The 20,788-nt window shown below is 64.6% G+C and carries 20 protein-coding genes; 8 read left to right on the top strand and 12 right to left on the bottom strand.

Annotated elements, in window-relative coordinates:
* Positions 1 to 573 precede the first annotated feature (573 nt).
* The 3 genes from U5A58_RS32270 to U5A58_RS32280 are packed head-to-tail and all read right to left on the bottom strand — an operon-like array spanning position 574 to position 6,520.
* A complete protein-coding gene (locus U5A58_RS32270) occupies positions 574 to 2,064 on the bottom strand; it encodes an efflux transporter outer membrane subunit (protein ID WP_321964446.1) in 1,491 nt (496 codons plus the stop codon).
* Positions 2,065 to 2,076: 12 nt separating this feature from the next.
* Positions 2,077 to 3,300 carry an efflux RND transporter periplasmic adaptor subunit gene (locus U5A58_RS32275; RefSeq protein WP_321964447.1) on the bottom strand — a complete coding sequence of 408 codons (1,224 nt, stop codon included), beginning with the start codon at positions 3,298 to 3,300 and terminating at the stop codon, positions 2,077 to 2,079.
* Between the two features lie 10 nt (positions 3,301 to 3,310).
* Positions 3,311 to 6,520: an efflux RND transporter permease subunit gene (locus U5A58_RS32280; RefSeq protein ID WP_321964448.1), complete on the bottom strand. Its 3,210-nt coding sequence runs from the start codon at positions 6,518 to 6,520 to the stop codon at positions 3,311 to 3,313.
* Between the two features lie 284 nt (positions 6,521 to 6,804).
* Here U5A58_RS32280 and U5A58_RS32285 point away from each other — a divergent pair, with 284 nt between their 5' ends.
* From U5A58_RS32285 to U5A58_RS32295, 3 genes are all read left to right on the top strand, one after another.
* Positions 6,805 to 7,155: a DUF4148 domain-containing protein gene (locus U5A58_RS32285; RefSeq protein ID WP_321964449.1), complete on the top strand. Its 351-nt coding sequence runs from the start codon at positions 6,805 to 6,807 to the stop codon at positions 7,153 to 7,155.
* A 208-nt stretch (positions 7,156 to 7,363) separates the two neighbouring features.
* Positions 7,364 to 7,696 (top strand): PilZ domain-containing protein, encoded by a 333-nt coding sequence (locus tag U5A58_RS32290; protein WP_321938571.1) that lies wholly within the window; start codon positions 7,364 to 7,366, stop codon positions 7,694 to 7,696.
* Between the two features lie 60 nt (positions 7,697 to 7,756).
* On the top strand, positions 7,757 to 8,011 hold the full coding sequence (locus U5A58_RS32295; protein ID WP_321964450.1) for a hypothetical protein: 255 nt from the start codon (positions 7,757 to 7,759) through the stop codon (positions 8,009 to 8,011).
* A gap of 23 nt (positions 8,012 to 8,034) precedes the next feature.
* Here the strand turns inward: U5A58_RS32295 and U5A58_RS32300 are convergent, their stop codons facing one another.
* Entirely contained in the window at positions 8,035 to 9,822 is a 1,788-nt protein-coding gene (locus tag U5A58_RS32300; protein WP_321964451.1) for an FAD-binding oxidoreductase, read from the bottom strand.
* Positions 9,823 to 9,923: 101 nt separating this feature from the next.
* A complete protein-coding gene (locus tag U5A58_RS32305) occupies positions 9,924 to 11,639 on the bottom strand; it encodes a glycoside hydrolase family 44 protein (protein ID WP_321964452.1) in 1,716 nt (571 codons plus the stop codon).
* Here U5A58_RS32305 and U5A58_RS32310 point away from each other — a divergent pair.
* Positions 11,620 to 11,895: a hypothetical protein gene (locus tag U5A58_RS32310; protein WP_321964453.1), complete on the top strand. Its 276-nt coding sequence runs from the start codon at positions 11,620 to 11,622 to the stop codon at positions 11,893 to 11,895. The genes U5A58_RS32305 and U5A58_RS32310 overlap by 20 nt on opposite strands.
* Before the next feature lie 71 nt (positions 11,896 to 11,966).
* Here the strand turns inward: U5A58_RS32310 and U5A58_RS32315 are convergent, their stop codons facing one another.
* The 3 genes from U5A58_RS32315 to U5A58_RS32325 all read right to left on the bottom strand — a co-directional run bounded on the left by U5A58_RS32315 (position 11,967) and on the right by U5A58_RS32325 (position 13,209).
* The gene (locus U5A58_RS32315) at positions 11,967 to 12,398 is read right to left on the bottom strand and encodes a lytic transglycosylase domain-containing protein (protein ID WP_321964489.1); all 432 of its coding nucleotides are present in this window, start codon (positions 12,396 to 12,398) and stop codon (positions 11,967 to 11,969) included.
* Positions 12,399 to 12,509: 111 nt separating this feature from the next.
* Positions 12,510 to 12,860, bottom strand: coding sequence for a hypothetical protein (locus tag U5A58_RS32320; protein ID WP_321964454.1), 351 nt, complete (start codon positions 12,858 to 12,860; stop codon positions 12,510 to 12,512).
* 4 nt (positions 12,861 to 12,864) lie between these two features.
* On the bottom strand, positions 12,865 to 13,209 hold the full coding sequence (locus U5A58_RS32325; protein WP_321915242.1) for a hypothetical protein: 345 nt from the start codon (positions 13,207 to 13,209) through the stop codon (positions 12,865 to 12,867).
* On the opposite strand from U5A58_RS32325, the gene U5A58_RS32330 reads away from it, so the two are divergent.
* Complete coding sequence (locus tag U5A58_RS32330) at positions 13,130 to 13,513, top strand: hypothetical protein (protein ID WP_321964496.1); 384 nt, start codon at positions 13,130 to 13,132, stop codon at positions 13,511 to 13,513. The genes U5A58_RS32325 and U5A58_RS32330 overlap by 80 nt on opposite strands.
* Here U5A58_RS32330 and U5A58_RS32335 read toward each other — a convergent pair.
* Both U5A58_RS32335 and U5A58_RS32340 read right to left on the bottom strand, forming a co-directional pair.
* Positions 13,506 to 13,799, bottom strand: a complete 294-nt coding sequence (locus U5A58_RS32335) for a GYD domain-containing protein (protein WP_321964455.1) — start codon at positions 13,797 to 13,799, stop codon at positions 13,506 to 13,508. The genes U5A58_RS32330 and U5A58_RS32335 overlap by 8 nt on opposite strands.
* A 47-nt stretch (positions 13,800 to 13,846) precedes the next feature.
* Positions 13,847 to 15,241: an FAD-binding oxidoreductase gene (locus U5A58_RS32340; protein WP_321964456.1), complete on the bottom strand. Its 1,395-nt coding sequence runs from the start codon at positions 15,239 to 15,241 to the stop codon at positions 13,847 to 13,849.
* Between the two features lie 460 nt (positions 15,242 to 15,701).
* Between U5A58_RS32340 and U5A58_RS32345 the strand changes: the two genes are divergently transcribed.
* Together U5A58_RS32345 and U5A58_RS32350 are read left to right on the top strand one after the other, a co-directional pair.
* Complete coding sequence (locus U5A58_RS32345) at positions 15,702 to 15,911, top strand: DUF1059 domain-containing protein (RefSeq protein ID WP_321915124.1); 210 nt, start codon at positions 15,702 to 15,704, stop codon at positions 15,909 to 15,911.
* A 230-nt stretch (positions 15,912 to 16,141) separates the two neighbouring features.
* Positions 16,142 to 17,602, top strand: coding sequence for a mechanosensitive ion channel family protein (locus tag U5A58_RS32350; protein WP_321964457.1), 1,461 nt, complete (start codon positions 16,142 to 16,144; stop codon positions 17,600 to 17,602).
* Positions 17,603 to 17,632: 30 nt separating this feature from the next.
* On the opposite strand, the gene U5A58_RS32355 is transcribed toward U5A58_RS32350, so the two are convergent.
* Entirely contained in the window at positions 17,633 to 19,186 is a 1,554-nt protein-coding gene (locus tag U5A58_RS32355) for a phospholipase D family protein (protein WP_321964490.1), read from the bottom strand.
* A 120-nt stretch (positions 19,187 to 19,306) separates the two neighbouring features.
* On the opposite strand from U5A58_RS32355, the gene U5A58_RS32360 reads away from it, so the two are divergent.
* On the top strand, positions 19,307 to 20,164 hold the full coding sequence (locus tag U5A58_RS32360; protein WP_321964458.1) for a DNA-binding protein: 858 nt from the start codon (positions 19,307 to 19,309) through the stop codon (positions 20,162 to 20,164).
* Between the two features lie 61 nt (positions 20,165 to 20,225).
* On the opposite strand, the gene U5A58_RS32365 is transcribed toward U5A58_RS32360, so the two are convergent.
* A complete protein-coding gene (locus tag U5A58_RS32365) occupies positions 20,226 to 20,699 on the bottom strand; it encodes an Lrp/AsnC family transcriptional regulator (RefSeq protein ID WP_321964459.1) in 474 nt (157 codons plus the stop codon).
* Positions 20,700 to 20,788: the final 89 nt, after the last annotated feature.

Here is a 20,788-nt window from a genome sequence, read left to right on the forward strand (position 1 = left end):
CGGGATGGGGCGCTTGTGCTGGACATCAGGTGGACTTTGCTGTCTCTCATTCTTTTTCCTCGATCATTTATATTCGATGGCCGTTCCAGGGTGGCCTGCCAAATGCACTGGAAAAGCTGACGCTTTCGGACTTGTCCGAATTTTCGCTGGCATATAGGCATTTGCCCGAACGGGGCAGAAAAGCGATAAATCGCAAGGCCGAAAGGCCCTGTTCAGACCAGAAGTGGTACTGGGCAGTGGGTTGCTGTCTGGCGCTAACGCGAATCTAGCGGACACGGCGAGCAGGCACATTGCGATAAATCCGAAAATCACAAAATTTTCGGTACTCGCAGTGCTTCACTCAACATTTATGACATTTTTTGTCAGGCGTGCGAAAGGTGGCCTTGTTTGTACCATCCAGGCTTGCAGCGGCGCCGCTTGAAAGTGCCGTCTGGTCAGCAATACGCCTTATCAGCCTGACCGCGTGATGAAGGCCTCTTTGGCTTGCTTGTTATCGTGTCGGTCTGCCGACGTTGCCCGTGCGCACGGCGCATCGTCCGCCGACCGAGGCCGCTGCGAGTCAACCCCTGACCCTCACGCCGGCCGATTCCCAACCACGCCCTTAGCGCTCAAGTCGCTCAGTGCTGCACGGTCCCAGCCGCCACCGAGCGCCTCTAGCAGTTGCACGCTCGCGTCGAGCCTTCTTCCCGCGATCTGTTCCTCGTTGCGTTCATTCGAGAGCGCGATGGTCTGCGCTGTCACCACGTCGAGATAGTTCACCGCGCCCGCCTGGTAGCGGTTGGTGGTCAGTTTGAGCGAGAGTTGCGCGGCGGCAGTCGCGCGCTGCTGGCTTTGCGCCTCACTGGCCAGCGTGTCGAGCGCGCTGAGGTTGTCCTCGACTTGCTGGAATGCCGTAAGCACCGTTTGCCGGTAGCCGGCCACGGCCGCGTCGTATTGCGCGTTCGCGCCTTTGAGCGTGGCGTCGCGCCGTCCGCCGTCGAAGAGCGTGCCAGCAAGCTGCGAGCCGAGCGACCAGAAGAGGCTCGGTGCGCTGAGCCACGGCGCGAAAAACGTGCTTTCGAGGCCCGCCGTGGCGGAAAGCGTGAGGTCGGGATAAAAGGCCGCATGCGCCTCGCCGATTCTTGCATTGGCCGCTGCCACGCGCCGTTCGGCTGCGGCAATATCCGGGCGCCGTTCGAGCAGCGCCGAGGGCACGCCTGCGGGAATCGACGGCACGATAACAGGATCGACGCGCGGCGGCAGGCTGAACGTCGAGGCGGGTACGCCGATCAACGTGGCAATGGCGTGCTCGCGTTGCGCGCGCTGTACGTCGATATCGCTGTCGGCCGTGCGCGCGCTTTCGAGCTGCGTTTGCGCCTGGGCGACGGCGGAGGCGTCGATCGCGCCATCGGCGAGCTGCTGCTGCACGATGCGCAGCGCGGCGGTGTATGCGGTCACGGTGTCGTCGAGCAGCTTCTTCTGGCGATCGAGCGAGCGCAAATCGAAGTAGTCCGTAGCAAGCTGGCTCGTCATCGAAAGGCGGACCGACTCGAGGTCGGCTTCCGTGGCCTGCGCGTTGGCATGCGCCTCGGTGGTGGCATCCTTTACGCGCCCGAACAGGTCGGGTTCCCAGCTTGCCGTGAGCCCCGTCGAATAGTCGGGAATCGTCTTGCCCGCGAGCGAACGGTCCACGAGATTTTGCGAGGTCCGGTAGCGCTGCGCGGCCACGCCCGCTGTGACGACTGGCGCATAACCCGCGCGTTGATAGTCGATCATCGCGCGCGCCGCTTCGAGACTGGCAACGGCCTGGCGCACGTTCTGGTTCGACACATCCACGCGGGCTTCGAGCTGGTCGAGGTCGTTGTCGCCGAAGAGGGTCCACCACGGGCCGCGCGGTTTGGCGTCGCCGGGTGCAGCGACGCTCCAGCCGGGTGCCGCTGCGGGTGGTGTGGTGGGTGTGGCGTAGTGCGCGGGGACATCGGCCGAGGGCACGCTGTAATGCGGCAACGTGGTGCACGCTGCGAGTGAGGCTGCCGTGCAGGCCACGGCGATCCGGCGCAACGCGGGCAGAGGGCGTTCGAACATGATGAGCCTCGCTTACGCTTTCGCGGCCGTCGAAGCCGCCGCCACGCGCACGCTCTGGCCGCTGGCAATGGCGTCGCCGGGGTTGTTGATCACGCGCTCGGTGGGCGCGAGGCCCGTTGCAATTTCCACATACGTGCCGAAATCGCGGCCTATCGTCACCTTGCGCAATTGCACGGTGTTTTTGGCATCGACCACCGCGACTGTCACGCCATCCGGGCGGAACAGCAGCGCGCTCACGGGCAGTTCGAGAGCGGGCGCGGCAGCCGTGAGCGCAAGATGAACCTGTGCGTAGGCGCCGGGCATCAGCGCGCCATCGTGGTTGTCCACATCGACTTCCACGCGCAAGGTGCGGCTCACGGGGTCGATCACGTTCGAACTGCGCGCGACACTCGCGTCGAAACGGCGGCCCGGATATTGTTGCGTCGTCAACCAGACGGTCGTGCCGGGCGTGACGAGGCTCGCGTCGTCCTGCGGCACGTCCACGTATACGCGCAGCCGGTCGGTCTGTGCGATGTGGAACAGTTCGCCGGGCATGGTCGCGAGACCAGGCGTGCCGCCCGCCGTAACGAGCGCGCCCACCTGCACGTTGCGCGCGGTGATCACGCCGTCGAAGGGCGCCGTCACGTTCTGGTACGAAACCAGTTCCTGGAGCCGCGCCACGTTCGCCTGCGCGGCCTGGAGCGTGGCGAGTTTCGCGGCGGCGTCGCTCGTCTTCGACTGGGCGTCCTGCTCGGAAACCGATTGCGTCTGCAACATCGTTTGCCAGCGCTGCGCCGTGCTGTTGGCAAAGCGATAGTTGGCCTGCGCCGTTGCTTCGTCGGCGCGCGCCTGCTGGAGTTGCGCGTCGAGTTCGGGTGTGTCGATCTGCGCGAGCGTCTGGCCGGCCTTGACGTGCGCGCCGATATCCGTGGACCAGTGCTGTACGTAGCCACTCGTGCGCGCATAGATCGAGGCGTCGGCCCACGACATGATCGAGCCGGGCAGCAGCAGGTCCTGCGTGGCGGGCGCGCGCGTGGGCGTGAGGGTGGAGACGATCAGCTCGCGCTGCGCCGCGACCTGTTGTGCCTGCGCCGTGTGCGCTTCGAGGCGCGGCACGATGCCCGCGGTGAGCAGCGCTGCGGCGATGGCGAGGCACGTAAGGCCGATGACGACGGCCGTGCGCTTACGTGCGGCTCCTTCGGATGCGGCCGGTAGCGTCGGGCTGTCACGATGCTCGTGCGGAGTGAGCGGGTTCATTTTGGAATCCTTATTCAACGTGAGTGGTTGCACTGGCTTGCGCATCGTTGCTTGCATCGCGGGCGGCGCGGCGTTTCGCGAGCCAGCCGTGCACCATGCCGAACACGACCGGCACGAACACGAGCGTGGAAAGCGTGCCGATGGCGAGGCCGCCGATCACGGCGCGTCCTAGCGGCGCGTTCTGCTCGCCGCCGTCGCCGAGGCCGAGCGCCATCGGCAGCATGCCGATCAGCATGGCGAGCGCCGTCATGAGCACCGGGCGAAAGCGGTTGAAGCCCGCGTCGAGCGCGGCGGCGAGCGGCTCCATGCCCGCTGCGAGCGACTCGCGCGCCGTGTTGATGACGAGAATGCTGTTCGCCGTGGCAATGCCCATACAGAGAATCGTGCCCGTGAGCGCCGGCACGCTGAGCGTGGTTTGCGTGACGAACAGCATCCACGCGATGCCGGCGAGCGAGGCCGGCAGGCCGCTCACGATGATGAGCGGGTCGAGCCACGACTGGAAGTTCACGACCATCAGCAGGTAGACGAGCGCGATGGCGAACACGAGCCCGGCTGCCAGGCCGCTGAACGAGGCGTTCATCGACTGCACCTGGCCGCGCATCACGATCGACGAACCGGGCGGCAATTGCGCGCGCGCCGCGTTGACGAGCCGGTTCACGTCGGAGGCGACGCCGCCCAGGTCGCGCCCCTGCGTGGAGGCGAAGATATCGAGAACGGGCTGCACGTTGTAGTGCGAGACCACGGCCTCCTGCTCGCTGCGCGAGACAGTGCCGAGCGTGCCAAGCTGGTTCTGCGGCGTGAACGTGACGGATTGCGACGTCGTCACTGGAATATTGGCGAGCGTTTGCAGCGAATGAATGTCGTATTGCGGCACTTCGGTCACGAGCGGATAGCTCACGCCGTTCTTTGGATCGAGCCAGAAGTTAGGCGTGGTTTGCGAGCTGCCCGAGAGCGCAATGAGCAGATTCTGCGCGACGTCGTGCTGCGTGAGGCCCGCTTGCAACGCCTTCGTGCGGTCCACGTTCACGTTGATGGTGGGTTCGTCGCCGGGCTGCTGGATGCGCGCATCGACGAGGCCGCGCACGCCGCGCATTTCATCGAGCAGGTGGTTCGCGACGACGCGGTTCTGTGCGAGCTTGTTGCCGACGATCTGCACGTCGATGGGCGCAGGCAGGCCGAAGTTCAGGATCTGGCTCACGATGTCGGCGGGCAGGAACGCGAAGGTCACGCCCGGAAACGCGGTATTGAGCACGTTGCGCAGCTTCGCGACATATTGCGCGGTGGGCTGGTGCTTCGGCGCGAGCGTGATGAGGATGTCCGCGTCTTCGGGCCCGATGGGGTCCGACGAGTCGTACGTGAGGTTGATGCCGCTCACCGGCACGCCGATGTTGTCGAGCACCGCGGCCTGTTCGGCGGGCGGAATCACGCTGCGGATCTTCGCTTCGACTTCGTCGGTAATGCGGGCCGTTTCCTCGATGCGCGTGCCGGTGGGCGCGCGCAGATGCAGGCGGATCTCGCCGGTATCGACGGCAGGAAAGAAGTCGCGGCCCGTGAACGGCACGAGTACGAGCGAGCCGAGGCAGAGCGCGACCCACAGCACGACGAAACGGCGGCGCTGCGCAATGGCCGCCTGAAGCAGCACACGATAACGGTTGCGTACCGCTTCGAAGCGACGTTCGAAGCCCGCCTGAAAGCGCGTCAATGCGCCAGCAATGCCGCGCGAGGGCGCGCCGCCCGGCGTGCGTGCGCGCAGCAGGTACATGGCGAGCGTGGGAATGAGCGTGCGCGAGAAAAAGTACGACGCGCACATGGCGAATACCACCGCCTCGGCGAGCGGCACGAAGAGGTAGCGCGCGACGCCCGAAAGCAGGAACATCGGCACGAACACGATACAGATGGAGAGCGTCGAAACGAAGGTCGGCACGGCAATTTCGCCGGAGCCGTTGAGTATGGCGTCGTGCAGCGGCGCACCGCGCTCCAGGTGGTGCGTGATGTTTTCGATAGCGACGGTTGCGTCATCAACGAGTATGCCGACAGCGAGCGCCAGGCCGCCGAGCGTCATGATGTTGATGGTTTCGCCGAGCGCCGCGAGCGCGATGAGCGACGTGAGCACGGCAAGCGGAATCGTCACGGCAATGATGAGCGTGGCGCGCCAACTGCCGAGAAAGAGCAGGATCATCGCGGCAGTCAGGCAGGCCGCAATGAGCGCTTCACGCACCACGCCCGAGATCGCCGATTTCACGAACACGGACTGATCGGAGAGCGGCGTGATCTTGAGCGCTTGCGGCAGGCCTGCTGCGATCTTCGGCAGCATCGCCTTCACTTGCTGGATGATCGTAAGCGTCGAGGCGCTGCCGGTTTTTTCGACGGTGAGGAGCGCCGCGCGTTTGCCGTCCGCGCGCACGATGTTCGTTTGCGGCGCGTAGCCGTCGATCACGTGCGCCACGTCGCGCACATACACCACGCTGCCGTTTACGGTCTTGATCGGCAGGTCGTTGAGTGCCGCAACCGTTTGCGTGCTGCCGTTCATCTCCACGTTGTATTCGCGCGAACCAATCTTGGCGGTGCCGCCGGGCAGGATGAGGTTCTGCGCGTTCACGGCGTTCACGACATCGGCGGGGGCGAGTCCTTTTGCCTGCAGCGCTTTCGGATCGAGCTGCACCATGATCTGGCGGATCTTGCCGCCATAGGGCAGCGGCACGGCCGCGCCCTGGACGGTGGCGAGCTGCGTGCGGATGAAGCTGTTGCCGAGGTCGTAGAGCGACTGCTCGGGCAGCGTCGCGCTGGAGAGCCCCAGTTGCAGCACCGGCACCGTGGAGGCGTTGTACGTGATGATGTTCGGCGGCAACGTGCCCGGCGGCAGGATGCGCAGGATCGAAGCAGAGTTCGACGCGGCTTCGGCAATCGCGCGGTTGATGTCCGCGCCCGGGTGGAAGAACACCTTCACGACCGAGACGCCGTTGAGCGACTGCGATTCGATGTGCTCGATGTCGTCCACGTCGGAGGTGAGGGCGCGCTCGTAGTTCGAGGTGATACGGTGCGCCATGTCCTCGGCGGAGAAGCCGTTGTAGGTCCAGACAATGCTGACCACGGGGATATTGATGTTCGGAAAAATGTCCGTGGGCGTGCGCATGATGGCAAGCGGCCCGAGGATGAAAAGCAGTACGGCAAGCACGATGAACGTGTAAGGCCGCCTGAGAGCCAGTTTGACGATCCACATGACGGTGTCCGGGTTGGGGCAGGATTGGCGCAAGTATCGGGAGGGCGCGCTTACCCGGCGCTGACCTCGACATTACGGATTTGTCATCTTTGACGGGAAGGGGTGTTCGCCGCGCATCGGCCGCGCGAGGGGCGTCGCGCCCAGATAACGAACTCGTAATCGGCGGGTCAGCATTGGGTCAGCGCCGCGCAGCCAGAATGCAGTCAACCTTCGCGACATTGCCGAGGGCGGCTGAGGCGGCATCGCTTCCCGATGCAGCGGCCATTCATTGAGAGGTGAACATCATGAAAGCACTCGTTTCCACATTGCTCGTTGCCTGCGCTCTGGCCGCTCCGGCTGCCGCTTTCGCACAGACCGCCACCCCGGCCAACACGCCGGTCACGCGTGCGCAGGTCGTCGCCGATCTCGTGCGGCTGGAGCAGACGGGGTACCGTCCGACGGCCAACGACCTCAACTATCCCGATGACATTCAGCACGCGGAAGCGATCGTGGCCCAGGAGCAGGCGCAAACGGCACAGCAGGCCGCGCCGGGCAACACGGCGGTTGGCGGCGTGGCGATGACGGGCAACTCGGACTCGGGCGCGCCGATCGTGGCCAGCGCTGCCGGCGGACGGTCGATTTATGCGGGCCATTGAGTTGACCACTGAGCGCTCGAACGCGGCGCGGCGGCGTCCGGCGATAGAGCCGGGCACCGCCGCGTATTCCGGTTGATTGAATCAAACGTTTGCGCGGACGTCATTCGCACACCATCCCCGTCTTGCTGGCACAGTCACGTTAGAATCCCGACCCTCAATAAAAAAGAACGTTCAAACGGGTGCCATGCGTATGCGAAGTGGACTGGATATGCGTCGGGAGGTCCGAACGCCGCTGTTGTTTGCCCCGCTGCTTCTGAACAAGGACGGCAGAGCCCTCGCGCAGGTCGCTGACCTCAGCTCGCGCGGGGCGCTCCTGCACGCGCGCAACGGTCTGCTCTTCCGCGGAGAGACAGTCTCGGGCTGGCTGCAATCGGCGCCGATTGACGACGAAGACGAAATCGTCCTGGCCGTCGCGCTCGATGTGCGCTGGATCACCGAGGATCAGGAAAGAGGATGGAGCCGTGTGGGTTGCGAGATGCATCCGCTGGATCGGCGCTCGATGGCCCGTTTGCAGGATTTGATTGCGAAGGCCGCGCCCTAGCCGTTCGACATTTCATGCGTGGCCGCTAAAGTTTGTAAGCCGCCCGCCGAAAATCCATGCATGGCGCACGAACAACCCAAACCTCCTCCAAACGATCCGATCTGGGCAGAAGCACGGGCGCTGGAGGCCAGCGTCCGCGCGATCAGGCATGCACAGGGAAAGTTGAACCCCGAAGACTGTGCGCCGGGCAGCCCGGAATGCCTCGCGATCATGGAAGCATTCGTGCGCGATGTCGGGCGTGTGCTTGCGCTCGATATGCTCGAGCGCGAAAAGGAAGATGACAGCGATGTGAACGGAGCGGGTTCCACCGGGTAGGTGAAGACGCATCGAGGTAAAGTTCAACCCAAGGGCGTAAAGCCATCAGGGCTCCAGTCCTCGCTGCCCACGCCGTGATGCACGAAAAAGAACCCTTGCGGATCGTAGCGATCCTTGATCGCCTTGAGCCGCGCGTAGTTGACGCCCCAAAACGCCTCGCGCCAATCGTCGCGAAAAAAATCGGTCTCCGAAACATAGGAGCCGCCTTGCGGCGATAGCGCCTTGAGTATGGCTGCAGCCTTGGCCACATTCGCAGCGTTGCGATGCGCCTGCGACATGTCGGGCGGGGCGATGGGGAGGCCCGGAAATGGCGGTGGGCCGCCGGTGGCGACGATCGCGAGGCCGAAGGCGTCGGCCACGTTCGGATTCGTGGCGCACTGACGCGCCGCTTCGTTCACCTCCGGCGGTGCACCGGCGAGTCCTTTGTTGAAATGCAACTCTACGGCTTGATATTGAGCCGCCGCGACGAAGGCATCGACAAGGCGGCCGCGTTGCGCCGGTTCGAGCAGGGCGGCGGGCAGCCATTGCGACTCGTAGGCGTGCAGGAATGCGGAGGCCTGCTCGCCATCGCCTTGCCACCAGCCGTGGTTGTGTGCGGCTTCGGCGCGGGGGTCCGCCACGAGTCCCGGGTTGGCATCGACGTCCCACCAGCGGCGCGACGGGCCAGCGCCGAGGCGAGGTCCTTCGTTCAAGGTGAAGTCCGCCGGCGAAGCGCGGACCCAATCGATGATCGGTGCCCAGACCGACTTCGCCTGGTGGTCGTCGAGGCCCTGGCACACCATCGCCACCTCGATTTCGTCGCTGTGAAAGACGAATCGCTCGCCCCATGCAGGGTTGAACAGCTGGTCTGCATAGTGATCGACGAGCCGCGCAGCCAGCCGCCGGTAAGCTTCACGCGATGAAGCCTTGACCTTGAACCTGGCCCAGCCGAAGTGTTCGGGCAGGTCGTGGGTCTGTAGCGTGAGGCGGGTCACCACGCCGAAACTGCCGCCACCGCCGCCCTTGAGCGCCCAGAAAAGATCGGGCTCCTGGCATGCGTTCACCGTGCGGACAACGCCGTCGGCGGTGACGATCTCGGCCTGCAGCAGGCTCGCGGCCGCGAGGCCATAGCGCTTGGACCAGGACCCGAAACCGCCTCCCAGAACGAGGCCGGCCACGCCCACGGTCGTGCATCCGCCGCCCTGGACGTAGCGCCCCGCCTGAGTCGTGACGGCGGTGTAGACGTCGATCCACATGCAGCCTGCCTCGACCGTCACAGCGGGCTTCGGCGTCGTCGAGCAACCGGCTGGAACGAACGCGTCGTGGAGTTCGATACGCTTCATGCCGCGCGTCCAGATCAGAAGAGAATCGGGCGCGTTCGAGCCGCCCAGGTAACTGTGGCCTCCGCCTTTCACCACCAGGCGCAAATTGTGCTGGCGCGCGAAATTGACGCCCGCAACGACGTCTGCGGTGGAACGCGCGGCCACTGCGTAGGCGCTTGCCTTCGCCGTCCAGGCATCGAGCCAGCCGGAGATCTGGGTGCCGCCGGCGTCGTCGCCGAGCGCGAACGGGTTGCGCGCTTCCTTGACTCTCGCGAGGCACGCTTGCGCGTGTGGCGCTTGTGCGCAGGTTTGCCAGATCGTGGTGGGTTGCAGCAAGTTTGCGCCGACTGCGTGGCTCAATGCGTCCCATTGCTGCGCATTTGGCCAGCCAGGGTCGCCTGGCCGCACACGCCCCGCGCGCGCCGAGGCGGGCAGCGCGTCGGCGAAGGTCGAGGCGGTGGCGAAGCACGGCAGCGCCATAATCCCCTTTAGCAGGCTTCGTCGTTTCATGACGACGTTTCTCCTCACGATGGGTGAAACGTTTAGCTTTCCAAATGATGATGCAGTGCTGCCAGCGCGTGCTGCTCGACTCGGCGCGCCGGGCGCCGGCGTCATTCGTGCCGCGTCTCCGCCCCGCGCAGCACGAACAGCGTCACGCTCTGCGCGGGCAGGCTCGCGCGCAGCGTGCCGTCCTGATAGCGCGCGTCGGGCAGGCGCGCAAGCTGGTTGTTCGCGAGCCGCCAGGTTTGGGCCACGCCGCTCGCGGCGAAATGGTCGAGCGCGACGGCGGCGTCGGCGGACCGGTCCAACTGCTTGTTGATGACCACGAGCGTGAGCGCGTGGTCGCGCTCGCGCAAGGCGGCGAACGCGGATACCGTGTCCGGGTCGCTCGCGCTCGCGGCGATGCTGGTCGCGCCGAACGCCGAGCCGTTGCCGTCGTAGTTGCGGTAGAGCTTGAACGCCTTGTACACCGGCATCGATGGATCGAGCTTGCCCCAGCGCGTGGCGATATCCAGCCCTTCGCGGCCGAAAATGCCGAGCACGTCGGCCTGGGCCGTCGCGCCGTTCATCAGCGTGTCGCCGCCCCAGCTGTATTCCGTGATGGCGATGGGCGTGCCTGGGTAGTAGTACGTGTCGGCCCAATGACGCATCAGCGGGATCAGCGCCACGACGCTGTTGATCCACGTGGGGTCTTTGTAGTTCGGGTCCCACAGGTCGCGCGTGGAGCGGTTACGCAAGAGCGCCATAGCCTGCGCGTTCGTCACGCCCGCTTCAGCAAATTCGCCGCCTTGCGGATAGAAGTGCAGGCTGAACACGTCCACCGGATGGCCCGCCGCTTTCCATTGCGTGAGCAACCAGGGCACGTAGGGCATGCCCTGAGTTTCGCCTGCGCGGTCGGGCGTGCGGTCGAAGCCGTGGTCCGCTGCGTACTGCTGGTCGAAGCCGCTGTAGAAATAGCCGGGCCAGCCCCATTCTTCCGGCGCGACGATCTGCGCGTGCGGGTCCGCCGACTTCACGGCGCGCGAATAGGCGATCACCTTGTTGGCGATCTCGCTCGCATGCGCGCCCGTGGGGTGCACGTCGCGGTGGTTGATCTGCCAAAGGCTCGGCTCGTTGTCGAGCGCGTAGTAGCGCACGCCGCCCCCGTTCGCGCCGCCGAACCGTTTGACGAGATCCGCCACGCGCGCCTGCTCGTTTTGCGGGTCGTCCGGTGTCGAGGCGTCGTTCGCGTCGTTGCCGTCGATCGGCTTGCCGCCTGCCGTGACGCCATTGCCGGCATCGGCGTGGCCGTACACATCGCGGTTTGGCTGCGGGCCGTATTTGGCGATCGAGAAGCTCGCGAGGGTCTCGCGCGCCGGCCCGAGTTTCGCCACACGGCCGAGCATCGGAATGGTCACGATGGGCGTGGCGCCCGCCGCCTGGGTGAACGCGACGAAGCGCTCGCCGAACTGCTCGTCGATCGCGGCGGGATTGGCCGCAACGCTTTCGAAATACCAGTCCTTGCCCGCATTGCGCGCGTCGATGCGCCAGTTATAGGCCGAGGCGCTGTTGCCGCCCGAGCGATTGAGCGGCGCGCGCAGGTCTTGCAAGACGGCGGTCGTGCCGAAGTTGATACCGTAAATCAGCGGGCTGATGGGGTGCCGGGCCGCCGCGGCATCCACCGAGATGGCCACTGGCAAGGGCGTGCCGGAGGTCGCGCCGGTGCAGACCGCAGCGCCCGACATGAGCAGTGCGCCCGCCAGCAGCGTGTGCAGGCGAGGGTGCCTGGCGCGCTCAGTGCGCTCAGTGAGCTTGGGGAGAGACGTGGTGAACCGGCAAATCGGCATGGGCGGCAAGATCGTCGTGTTCGCTGTGCACCTCGCCCGCGCGCCAGATCTACGCGAAGATCGCGTGAACCGCTGTGGTTCTGCCCGGCGCGAGCGTAGGTGGAGAGACGAACGAAATGAGCAGGAGGTAGACGAGCTAGTCGAACAGTGCACCGATCAGGCCGTACTCGAACTCGGGGATGTTTTCGTACGCATTATATGCGTCGTCGAATCTTCGATGCTGGCCCGCAACCGTTTCTGTATGGTGGTGATATGAACAAGCCGTGCGGTCAATCGGGCCGCCGTTGCGCGGACAACGAGTGTGAAGCGAAGCCGCGCGAGCCTCGTTCATCGCCCCGGCTGCAAGTGGCCCCAGCTCACGAGAATGGCCTGAATGCTGCGCGCGTAGGCATCGCGCTCGTGCGGCGATTCGGAGTGGTACGCGCCGATGGCGCGCCACGTGTTGCCGTATCGCACCATCTTTTGCTTGAGCAGCCACGCGGCCACGAAGATATTCACGCACGGGTCCGTGAGGGCGCCGTGCGGAATGCCCTCGCGCGAAAGCTCGGAAAAATGGATCGAGTTGATCTGCGCTTGCCCTACATCGATCGAGCCGTTGGCATTGTGATTGATGGCCGCGGCGTCCCCTTTCGATTCACGCCACGCCACGGCGCGCAGCACGAGCGGATTCACGCCCTGGTAGGCGCCGGCCTTTTCAAAGCATTCGTCGGCGGGCGACGCGGCGTGCGCGGCCGTTGCGCCGAGCGCCGCGAGGCTCATGAGCGTGACCCACGCGCGGACGACTCGGCGTCGCAGGCTCAGGGCGTTGGTCTGCTGCTGCATGGGGCGAAGCTCCGGGTTAGGCGTCATGCGCGACGTCAACGCGCGACGTTACTGCGCAAGGGCGGAATCGAGCTGCTGCTCAATGTCCTTGAGGTAGGCGCGCGACGTGTCGGAGACAACGAGGCGCGGCGTGGGCATCGCGCAGTGGCAATCGCGCTGACGCGGCTTCTTCTTGTGCGAGGACGAATGCGTCGTGGGCAGCTCGTCGTCGTCGCCGGTGGAGGGCGGCAGCATGGCGAGCGTGGGCAGCGGCGGATAAACCTTGTCGGCGGCGGCGGGCGGTGCGGCAGCGGCAACGGCGGTGGCAACCCCGGCGGCAGGCGTGCTGGCGGCGGGCTGGCCCGCCCAGGCGGCGCTACAACAGCAGAGTGCGGCGGCGGCGAAAACGATCGAACGCATCGTGTCAGCTCCCCGCATGCAACGGCTCGATCGAGACGCTGTACGTCTGGTTCGCGCCGGCCGTCAGGTTTTCGAGCGTGGGCTTGGGCCCCTGCGCGGGCACGCCGCGCCAGATGGCCTGATTGATGTACTTGAGGTCCTGGCCGAGGGCCGTCACGCGGATCACGGTGGGCTGCTTCTGCGCGGCGGCGAGCGCGCCCGCCTTGGCGAGCACCGCGCTCAGCTGCGGGTCGTGCGCGCCGAGCGCATCGGCGGGAATGTCGAACTTCATGATGACGTTCGACACGGCGGGTTTCCCGGTTTGCGCCGTCGCGGGCGGCTGCAGTTGCGCGCAGCCTGTCATAACCATTACGGCAAGTAAAAGCAAAACGCGCGTCACGGCCGGGTCTCCAAAAATTCGTGGCGATGTACGCGTTTTCGGCCTCGCGCGCGCGGACTTGATACCCGGGCAGCAAACGTTTGCCAAAAAGAAAGAGTTCGCTCGCGCAGTGCCGCTTCCCGGAAGGTCGCTCGCGTCGAGGCGGCGTTCGGGCACAGAACTGCCTCCCGAAACCAGCAGGAAATGCGCCGCGCATGCGGCGAATAAGTATGAAGAATACGAAGCGGCGGCGCGGCACCGGCCCGGGTGCCGCGCGCAGGCTCTCTTTAATTGAGCTTGCCGAGCACCGCGGTGAACTCGTCCTTGCTCAAGGCGCGCAGCGATTGCGTGCGGATATTGCCAAGCGACCCGAGCGCGAGGCCGAACGCCATGAAGCTTTGCTCGTCGGGCGCTTCGATCACCGTGACGATGTCGTACTTCCCGAGCGTCCAGTAGATCTGCTTCATTTCACAGCCGAAAGTTTTGGCCATCTCCGCGGCCTGGCCGGCCCGCTGTGCGCTGTTCTTGACAGCGCGAATACCCTGGTCGGTGAATTGCGCAAGCACCACATAGGTCGACATGACGATTCCCCTTACGATGACATCGAAACTCGAATCACGGGCTCCCCTTAGGCCGACCCGTCGGGCCGGATGTTCTGGTTATGGCGGAAAAGATTGTGCGGGTCGTAACGCGTCTTCACTTCGACGAGACGGCTCATGTTCGGCCCATACGCCGCCTCGACGCGCGTGCGTTCGTCGTCGGTGAGGAAGTTCACGTAGACGCTGCCGAGCGCATACGGCGCGGAAGCTTCGAAAAAGTCGCGTGCCCACGCAACGCAGCGGGCGTCGTCGGCGGGATCGGTCCAGCGGCCGTGCACGTTCATCACGTAGAGCGCGTCGCGGCTCGGGTAGGCCATCGCATCGGGCGCGACGCGCAACGTCGCGCCGCCGATCTGCCCGAAGAAAATTTCGCACTCGGGCGAGGGCAGTGTGGCGATGGCGTCGGTCAGCGTGTCGATGAGGCCGTCGGGCAGCGTGGCGAGATTGTGCGATTTCCAGTAGTTGCGCGCGCCCGGCGTAAGGAGCGGATCGAATGCCTGTTGCCACGCGGCGTACGGCATCGGCCCGAGATGTTCGCCATAAGGCTTGCCGAAGCGCCGCACCACCTCCACCGCGTTCGGACCGTTTTCCACCGGTCCCGAATAGCAGATGGCGAACGCCATGATCGGCTTGCCATGGACCTCGGGCGGCAGGAAAGGCAGCGGCGGTGCGAGGCGCGACACGCTCCACACTGTCAGGTCTTCGGGCATCGTGGCAGCCGCCTCGCGATACTTCACGAGCGCTTCTTTCGCGGCGTCGAATGGCAGCACGACGAGCCCGCCGTAAATCTCGGGGCCGACGGGGTGAAGCGCGAACTCGAACATTGTGACCACGCCGAAGTTGCCGCCGCCGCCGCGAATGGCCCAGAACAGGTCGGCGTTTTCCTTGGCGTTCGCGCGCAGCAGTTCGCCGTCGGCGGTCACGATATCGGCGGCCACCAGGTTGTCGATCGACATGCCGAACCGCCGGCTCAGCCAGCCGAAGCCGCCGCCCAGCGTGAGGCCGGCCACGCCCGTTGTCGAATTGATGCCAAGCGGGGTAGCCAGGCCAAACGCTTGCGCTTCGTGGTCGAAGTCGCCGAGCGTGGCGCCGGGCTCCACATACGCGCGGCGCGTGGCGGGTTCGACTCTGACTGACTTCATCAAGGAGAGATCGATGACGATACCGCCGTCGCATAGCGCGCTGCCCGCGATATTGTGGCCGCCGCCACGCACGGCGAGCGGCAGTCCCGTTTCGCGCGCGAGCGCCACGGTTTGCCGCACGTCGGCGCAGCCCCGGCAGCGCACGATGAGTGCAGGGCGGCGCTCGATCATCGCGTTCCAGATCTGCCGGGCTTCTTCGTAGGCCGCGTCGCCGGGTTGCAACGCTTCGCCGCGCAGCGCGCTTTTCAATGTGGCGATGGATTCGCTCGACAGGCTGGACATGGCTCACCTCTCAATTCAACGGATCGGACACACGCACACCCATAGCCGGGCGTGCGTTTTCATGGACTGAACGGAACTGCGGGCGACCGCCTCAATTGTCGAATCAATGCGGCTGACGCACGCGCGAAACGCGGCGTGCGTCCGGTCGGGAAAGCAGGAAGGAAGCGCTTTCGCAAAGGGCGGCGGGGGCAGCCTGTGACCGGACCGCGAGGGACCGGGCGGCGAGCGCTTCGTGACCTTGCCGGGTTTCTACCCAGGCCGCCACCGAGCCTCGCCGGATCATTAGATAACCTAAATTACGCAGCCTGATAAATAAAATCGCGTGCAGTTAATTCAGATTATTGTCGCGCGTGGATTCGCATTAATAGTTTAGCAAGCACATTGCATGGATTCTATAATTTTCACGTACGTACATACGGGCAGCGTGAATGTTCTCCTATGCCCAACGAGAGGTCTCACCATGACGCGCAAGTACATTGACTGCCGGGAGTTCCCTAGTGAAATGAACTGCTCGGTGGCGATTTCGGCGGACTCGGACTCCGAGCTTCTGGAAGCGGCCGTGCAGCACGCGGTGAGCGTGCACCGTCACGTCGATTCGCCGGAACTGCGTGCGCAGCTCAGCCAGCTCTTTCACGAGGGCTCGCCGCCCGTCGCATCGCCACGCGCATGACGCCAAAGAGGGCCGGCATGCAATGTGCCGGCCTGTGCGCCGTTCCCACACGGCGCCCGCGAGCCTCCAGCACCGCACCCCAGCGTTTCGGGCGCCCGAATCCGGGCCGCGCCTGAACACCGTCCAGCTGCCATTGCCACCCGTTCGCCCCGGCTGGGTCGTCCGTGGCAGAATCAAGCGCGTCCCGCAGTCCCAACATCAGCGCTAGGCCTTTCCAGCCGGGAGCCCCCGTGAAATACCCGCTAATCGTTGGCTTGAGTATCGTTTTCGTCGATGTCGTCGTGTGGCGTGCGCGGCTGCCTCCACAGGATCTGGTCAGGCTCTTCATCCGGCTGGCGCTCTTCGCGGCGTTGAGCTGGGTGCTGTTTTCGTCGGGCATGAATCCGTTCGGGCAGGCGCCGTACCGGGATGCGGCAGCGCTGCACTGGCTGGCCCAGGTTCTGGAAATCGTCTGGTGGCTGATGGCCGCGCGGCTGTTTACCCTGTCGCTCGACTCGCTGCTGTTGCCTCGCGCCTGGCGAAAGCAACGACTGTTCTCGGACGTCTTCGGCGCCGTTGTTTTTCTCGCGGCGGTCGTTGCCGCACTGGCGTTCGTGCTGGAACTGCCGGTGCGCGGTCTGGTCGCCACGTCGGGTGCGCTGGCTATCGTGCTCGGCCTCGCCATTCAGAGCACGCTCAGCGACGTTTTCGCCGGAATTGTGCTCAACGCCACGGAGCCGTACACCGTTGGCGACTGGGTCGTGATCGACGATGTGGAAGGCAAGGTCGTCGAAATGAACTGGCGCGCCACTCACTTGCTGACCGGTCAGGGGAACACGCTCATTGTCCCGAACGCCATGACTTCCAAGGCGAAGATCTCGAACAACAGCAGGCCGGCCAATGTTCACGGCCTGTCAATCGTGCTCGAGATCGACCCGGAAGCCCGGCCGAAAACGGTGATCGACGCGCTGGAACGCGCGCTGACCGGAAGCCACACCATCCTCAAGACGCCCGCGCCCTATGCCCGCATGCAGCGCGCCACGCTGAACTCGATCCATTACGAGGTGGTCGGGTTCGTTGACGATATGAGCAAGAAGAGGGTGACGTCCAACGAGCTGTTCGACTTGTGCTACCGGCACCTGGCGGCCTCCGGCGTGTCGTTGCGTGCACTGGGCGTGCCCGCGCCCGCCATCGAAGCGCATGACGCGAAGGAGGCGCTGCTCAAGCGCGTGTCGCTGTTCGAGAGCCTGAGTGCCGACGAGGTGACCCAGCTCGCGAAGCGTCTTTCCCGGCACGAGTATCAGGCCAATCAACAGATCCTTGCCCCGGATACCGTGCCGGACAGTCTCGCCATTATTTATGCGGGTGTGCTGTCGGTGACTTTCCGCGAGCCGTCGGGCGAGCACGAGCTTGCCCGGATCGGTCCAGGCGAAGCATTCGGCGAGGCGGGGCTGCTGGCGGGCCTGCCCATGCATGTATCCATTACCGCGCTCACGCCATCGGTCCTTTTCGAAATTGGCAAGGACGACATGACCGCATTCCTGAAAGAGCACCCGGAAGTCGCAAAGGAACTTTGCCAGCTACTGGCGTACCGGCAGGACAAAATCGCCAAGTTGACGACGGCGCTCCCCGCAGAACAGGAGCAAGGTCATTCCCTCTTCGAATGGCTGTTCGGCAAGGTGCGCAATATCCATTCGCTGTACGATTCCTGACCGCCTTTGTTTCAGCACTCGAGCGAGCGCTTACAGTTCGGACTCGATCGGCAGAAGGCCCATGAACCAGACGCTGGTGCGTCGCATGAAGGATACATCGGGCTCCGAATCATATTCGGTCACGGTTCCGTTCGCGGCAGTGTCGATCCAGACGATCCGGGTCTTGCCGTTCGCTTCCGTGCGTTGCTCGACTCGCCAGGCAATCTGGTCCAGTTGCGGCTCGACCTCGTCGATCACCTGGCCCGCAATTGCCGGGCTGTCGCACAGCACGCCAATCTCCGTATTGAGTTTGCTCGAACGAGGGTCGAGATTCATCGAGCCGATGAAGATGCTTTGCCGGTCGAACACGTAGGTTTTCGCATGCAGCGAGGCTCTCGAAGAACCAAAAAACCGTCGTTGCGCCTTCACGCTGGACGCACCAACCGGCTTCAGTTCATAGAGCCGCACGCCAGCCGCGAGGAGAGCCTCGCGATAGTGGTCATATCCCGCATTCACAGCGACGACGTCAGTCGCAGCCAGGGAGTTGGTCAACACCGTGACACGTACTCCGTGCCCGGTCAGATCGCTTAGCCACGCCACGCCCGCTTTTCCCGGCACGAAGTAAGGCGAGATGATGAGCATCTCATGCGTGGGTTTGAGGTTAAGCGCGGCGAACCGTGTCATGAGATGGCCTACCGGGTTGGCCGGGTCGCGAGCGATCTTGGAGGGATCGTCGTAGAGGAGTGTGGCTTTTCCCCAGGAGAAGGTGGTGTTGCCGGCCTCGAGGGCCTTGGCCAGTCGTTGCCTCGCTTGCACGACATAGGGCGAGTCACGCTCCGACTGGATGTATTCGTCGAGCTTCGCGCGGTAGGCGGCCAATGCGGACGGATCTGCCGGATGCCCCATCAATTGCTCGATCGAATAACTCGATTCGGCATTCCAGAACGCGTCGAAGACGTTGGAGACCTTCCCGACAATGGGGCCGTGCACCAGCACATCCAGATCGCCGAAGGCAACGACTCTCGACGCACCGAAGTATTCGTCGCCGATATTGCGGCCACCGAGGATAGCGGCCTCGTTGTCGGCAACGAGCGCCTTGTTGTGCATGCGCCGGTCGACCCGAGAAAATTCGAGCGCGGACGAAAGTGCCTTGAAGCGGCGCCCCGCGACCGGATTGAATAGCCGTATCTGCACGTTCGGGTGCGAGCTGAGCGTGAGCAGCACCTGGTCGTCCGCATTCGTGCCGAGGTCGTCGAGCAGGACACGAACGCGCACGCCGCGGTCCGCCGCCTTGAGCACCGCCGCCGCCAGTTCGCGGCCGGTCAGGTCGTCGTGCCAGATGTAGTACTGCAGGTCGAGCGAGCGCTCCGCCTTTTCGGTGAGCACAACGCGGGCCACGAGCGCGTCGGTGGGGTCCGGCAGCAGGTGAAACGCACTTTCGTCTGGATGGCTTTGTGCTTCGGATGCGAAGAGCGTGCCGAGTGGTGTGGACGCCGTATCTTGCAACGCAAATGTCTGCGGCCGGTTGGTCTGCGGCGGCAGACTCGCGCACGCGCTCAACACACAGGCAACAACGATGACGATAAGACGCTGAAGCTTTGTCATGTTCACACCTCGCTGGAGCATCCGGTTGGGCGAGTGGCGCCCCTCTTGCCACTGGCATTGGCGGTAGGAATCATACGCTTTACGTTGTATTATCGACGCACACCAGCCCAGCATTGCCCCATGACCGACGTCGCCCCCGACGAAGTGCGCCTCGCCGCCGAGATCGAGCGGCTCAAAGCCGAGTTTCCCAAAACGCGCGAACTGTATCGTGAAGTGTGCGCGTTGATGTTCTTCCGTTACGGCATCACGCCCACGGCCAACCGGCTCTATCAGCTCGTGCACCGCGGCAGTATGAGCACGCCTACGGCAGTGCTTTCGGAGTTCTGGGCCACCCTGCGTGAAAAGAGCCGCGTGCGTATCGAGCACGCCGATCTGCCTGAGGAACTGCAAGGGGCCGCCGGCGAACTCATGGGTGCGCTCTGGACGCGCGCCACGGCGGCCGCGCAGGCTTCGCTCGAAGCGCTGCGCCTCGAAGTGGAAGAGGCGCGTCGCGCCGCAGAAGGCGCGACCGCAGCCGTGCGCGCAGACCTCGGGCACACGGAGGTGGCGCTCGAACAGCGCACCGCTGCGCTGCTCACGGCGCAGGTGCGCATTCAGGAACTGGAACAGGCGCAGGCCGCCGCCGTTGCTACGCGCGGCGCACTCGAAGCGGAACTGGCGCGCGAGCGCGAGGCGAGTCGCGAACGCGACACCGCGCTGACCCAGGCACGCGCCGATTTTGCCGCGGAACGCGACAAGTTGCGCGCAAGCGCCGAACTCGCGCAAGCCGGAGCGCAACGCGCGCTGCGCGCGGAGGAAAGCGCGCGCGCCGAGATTCAGGCGTTACAGGCGCAGGTGGGCGATTTGCGCCATCAGGTGGGTATGCTCGAAGGCCGGCTCGACGCACTGCGTTCGACCCGCGAAGTTTCGGTGCGCGAGCGTCAGAATGCCCCCGCGAAACCGTTGCGGGCGGCGCGCAAGACAGGACCCAAGACGTGAAAGTCTGAATGACACGAATATTCGTTCGTCATCCTGAGTGAATGATCGCGTTTGCAGCGTTTCACTCGTCGCGCACGCGTACCGGCAGCTCGGTTTTGTACTCCACGCGGCGCAGCGCCACGGAAGTGTGAATGTCACGCACGCCCTCGATCTTGGTGAGGCGCGTCATGACGAAACGCTCGATGCCCGCAATATCGCTCGCCACCACGCGCAGCATGTAGTCGAACGCGCCGGTCATCAAATAACACTCCATCACTTCGTCGCAGTTCGAGATTGCGCGCTCGAACGCGGCTAGCCGTGTCTCATTCTTCTTCTCGATCGCTACCGACACATACGCGTTCACAGGAAAGCCCGCCTTCTCCTGATCGAGCAGCGTGACGTACTGCGTGATGACGCCGCGCTCTTCGAGCATGCGGATGCGCCGGTAGAACGGCGAGAGCGAAAGCCCGAGCGTTTCCGCGAGGTCGGCGGACTTCACGTGCGCGTCGCGCTGCAGGGCGTGCAGGATGGCCACATCCACGCGATCGAATTTCATTGGCTAAGTTTCCCTGGAAAGGCCGAATTTTAGGCGAGTGTTGCTAATTCGAGAGTGATGTGTGGCTCAGTTTGGCACGAATCGCCGCT

It is taken from the genome of Paraburkholderia sp. J7 (assembly GCF_905220155.1).
In the GTDB taxonomy this organism is placed as follows: Bacteria; Pseudomonadota; Gammaproteobacteria; order Burkholderiales; family Burkholderiaceae; genus Paraburkholderia.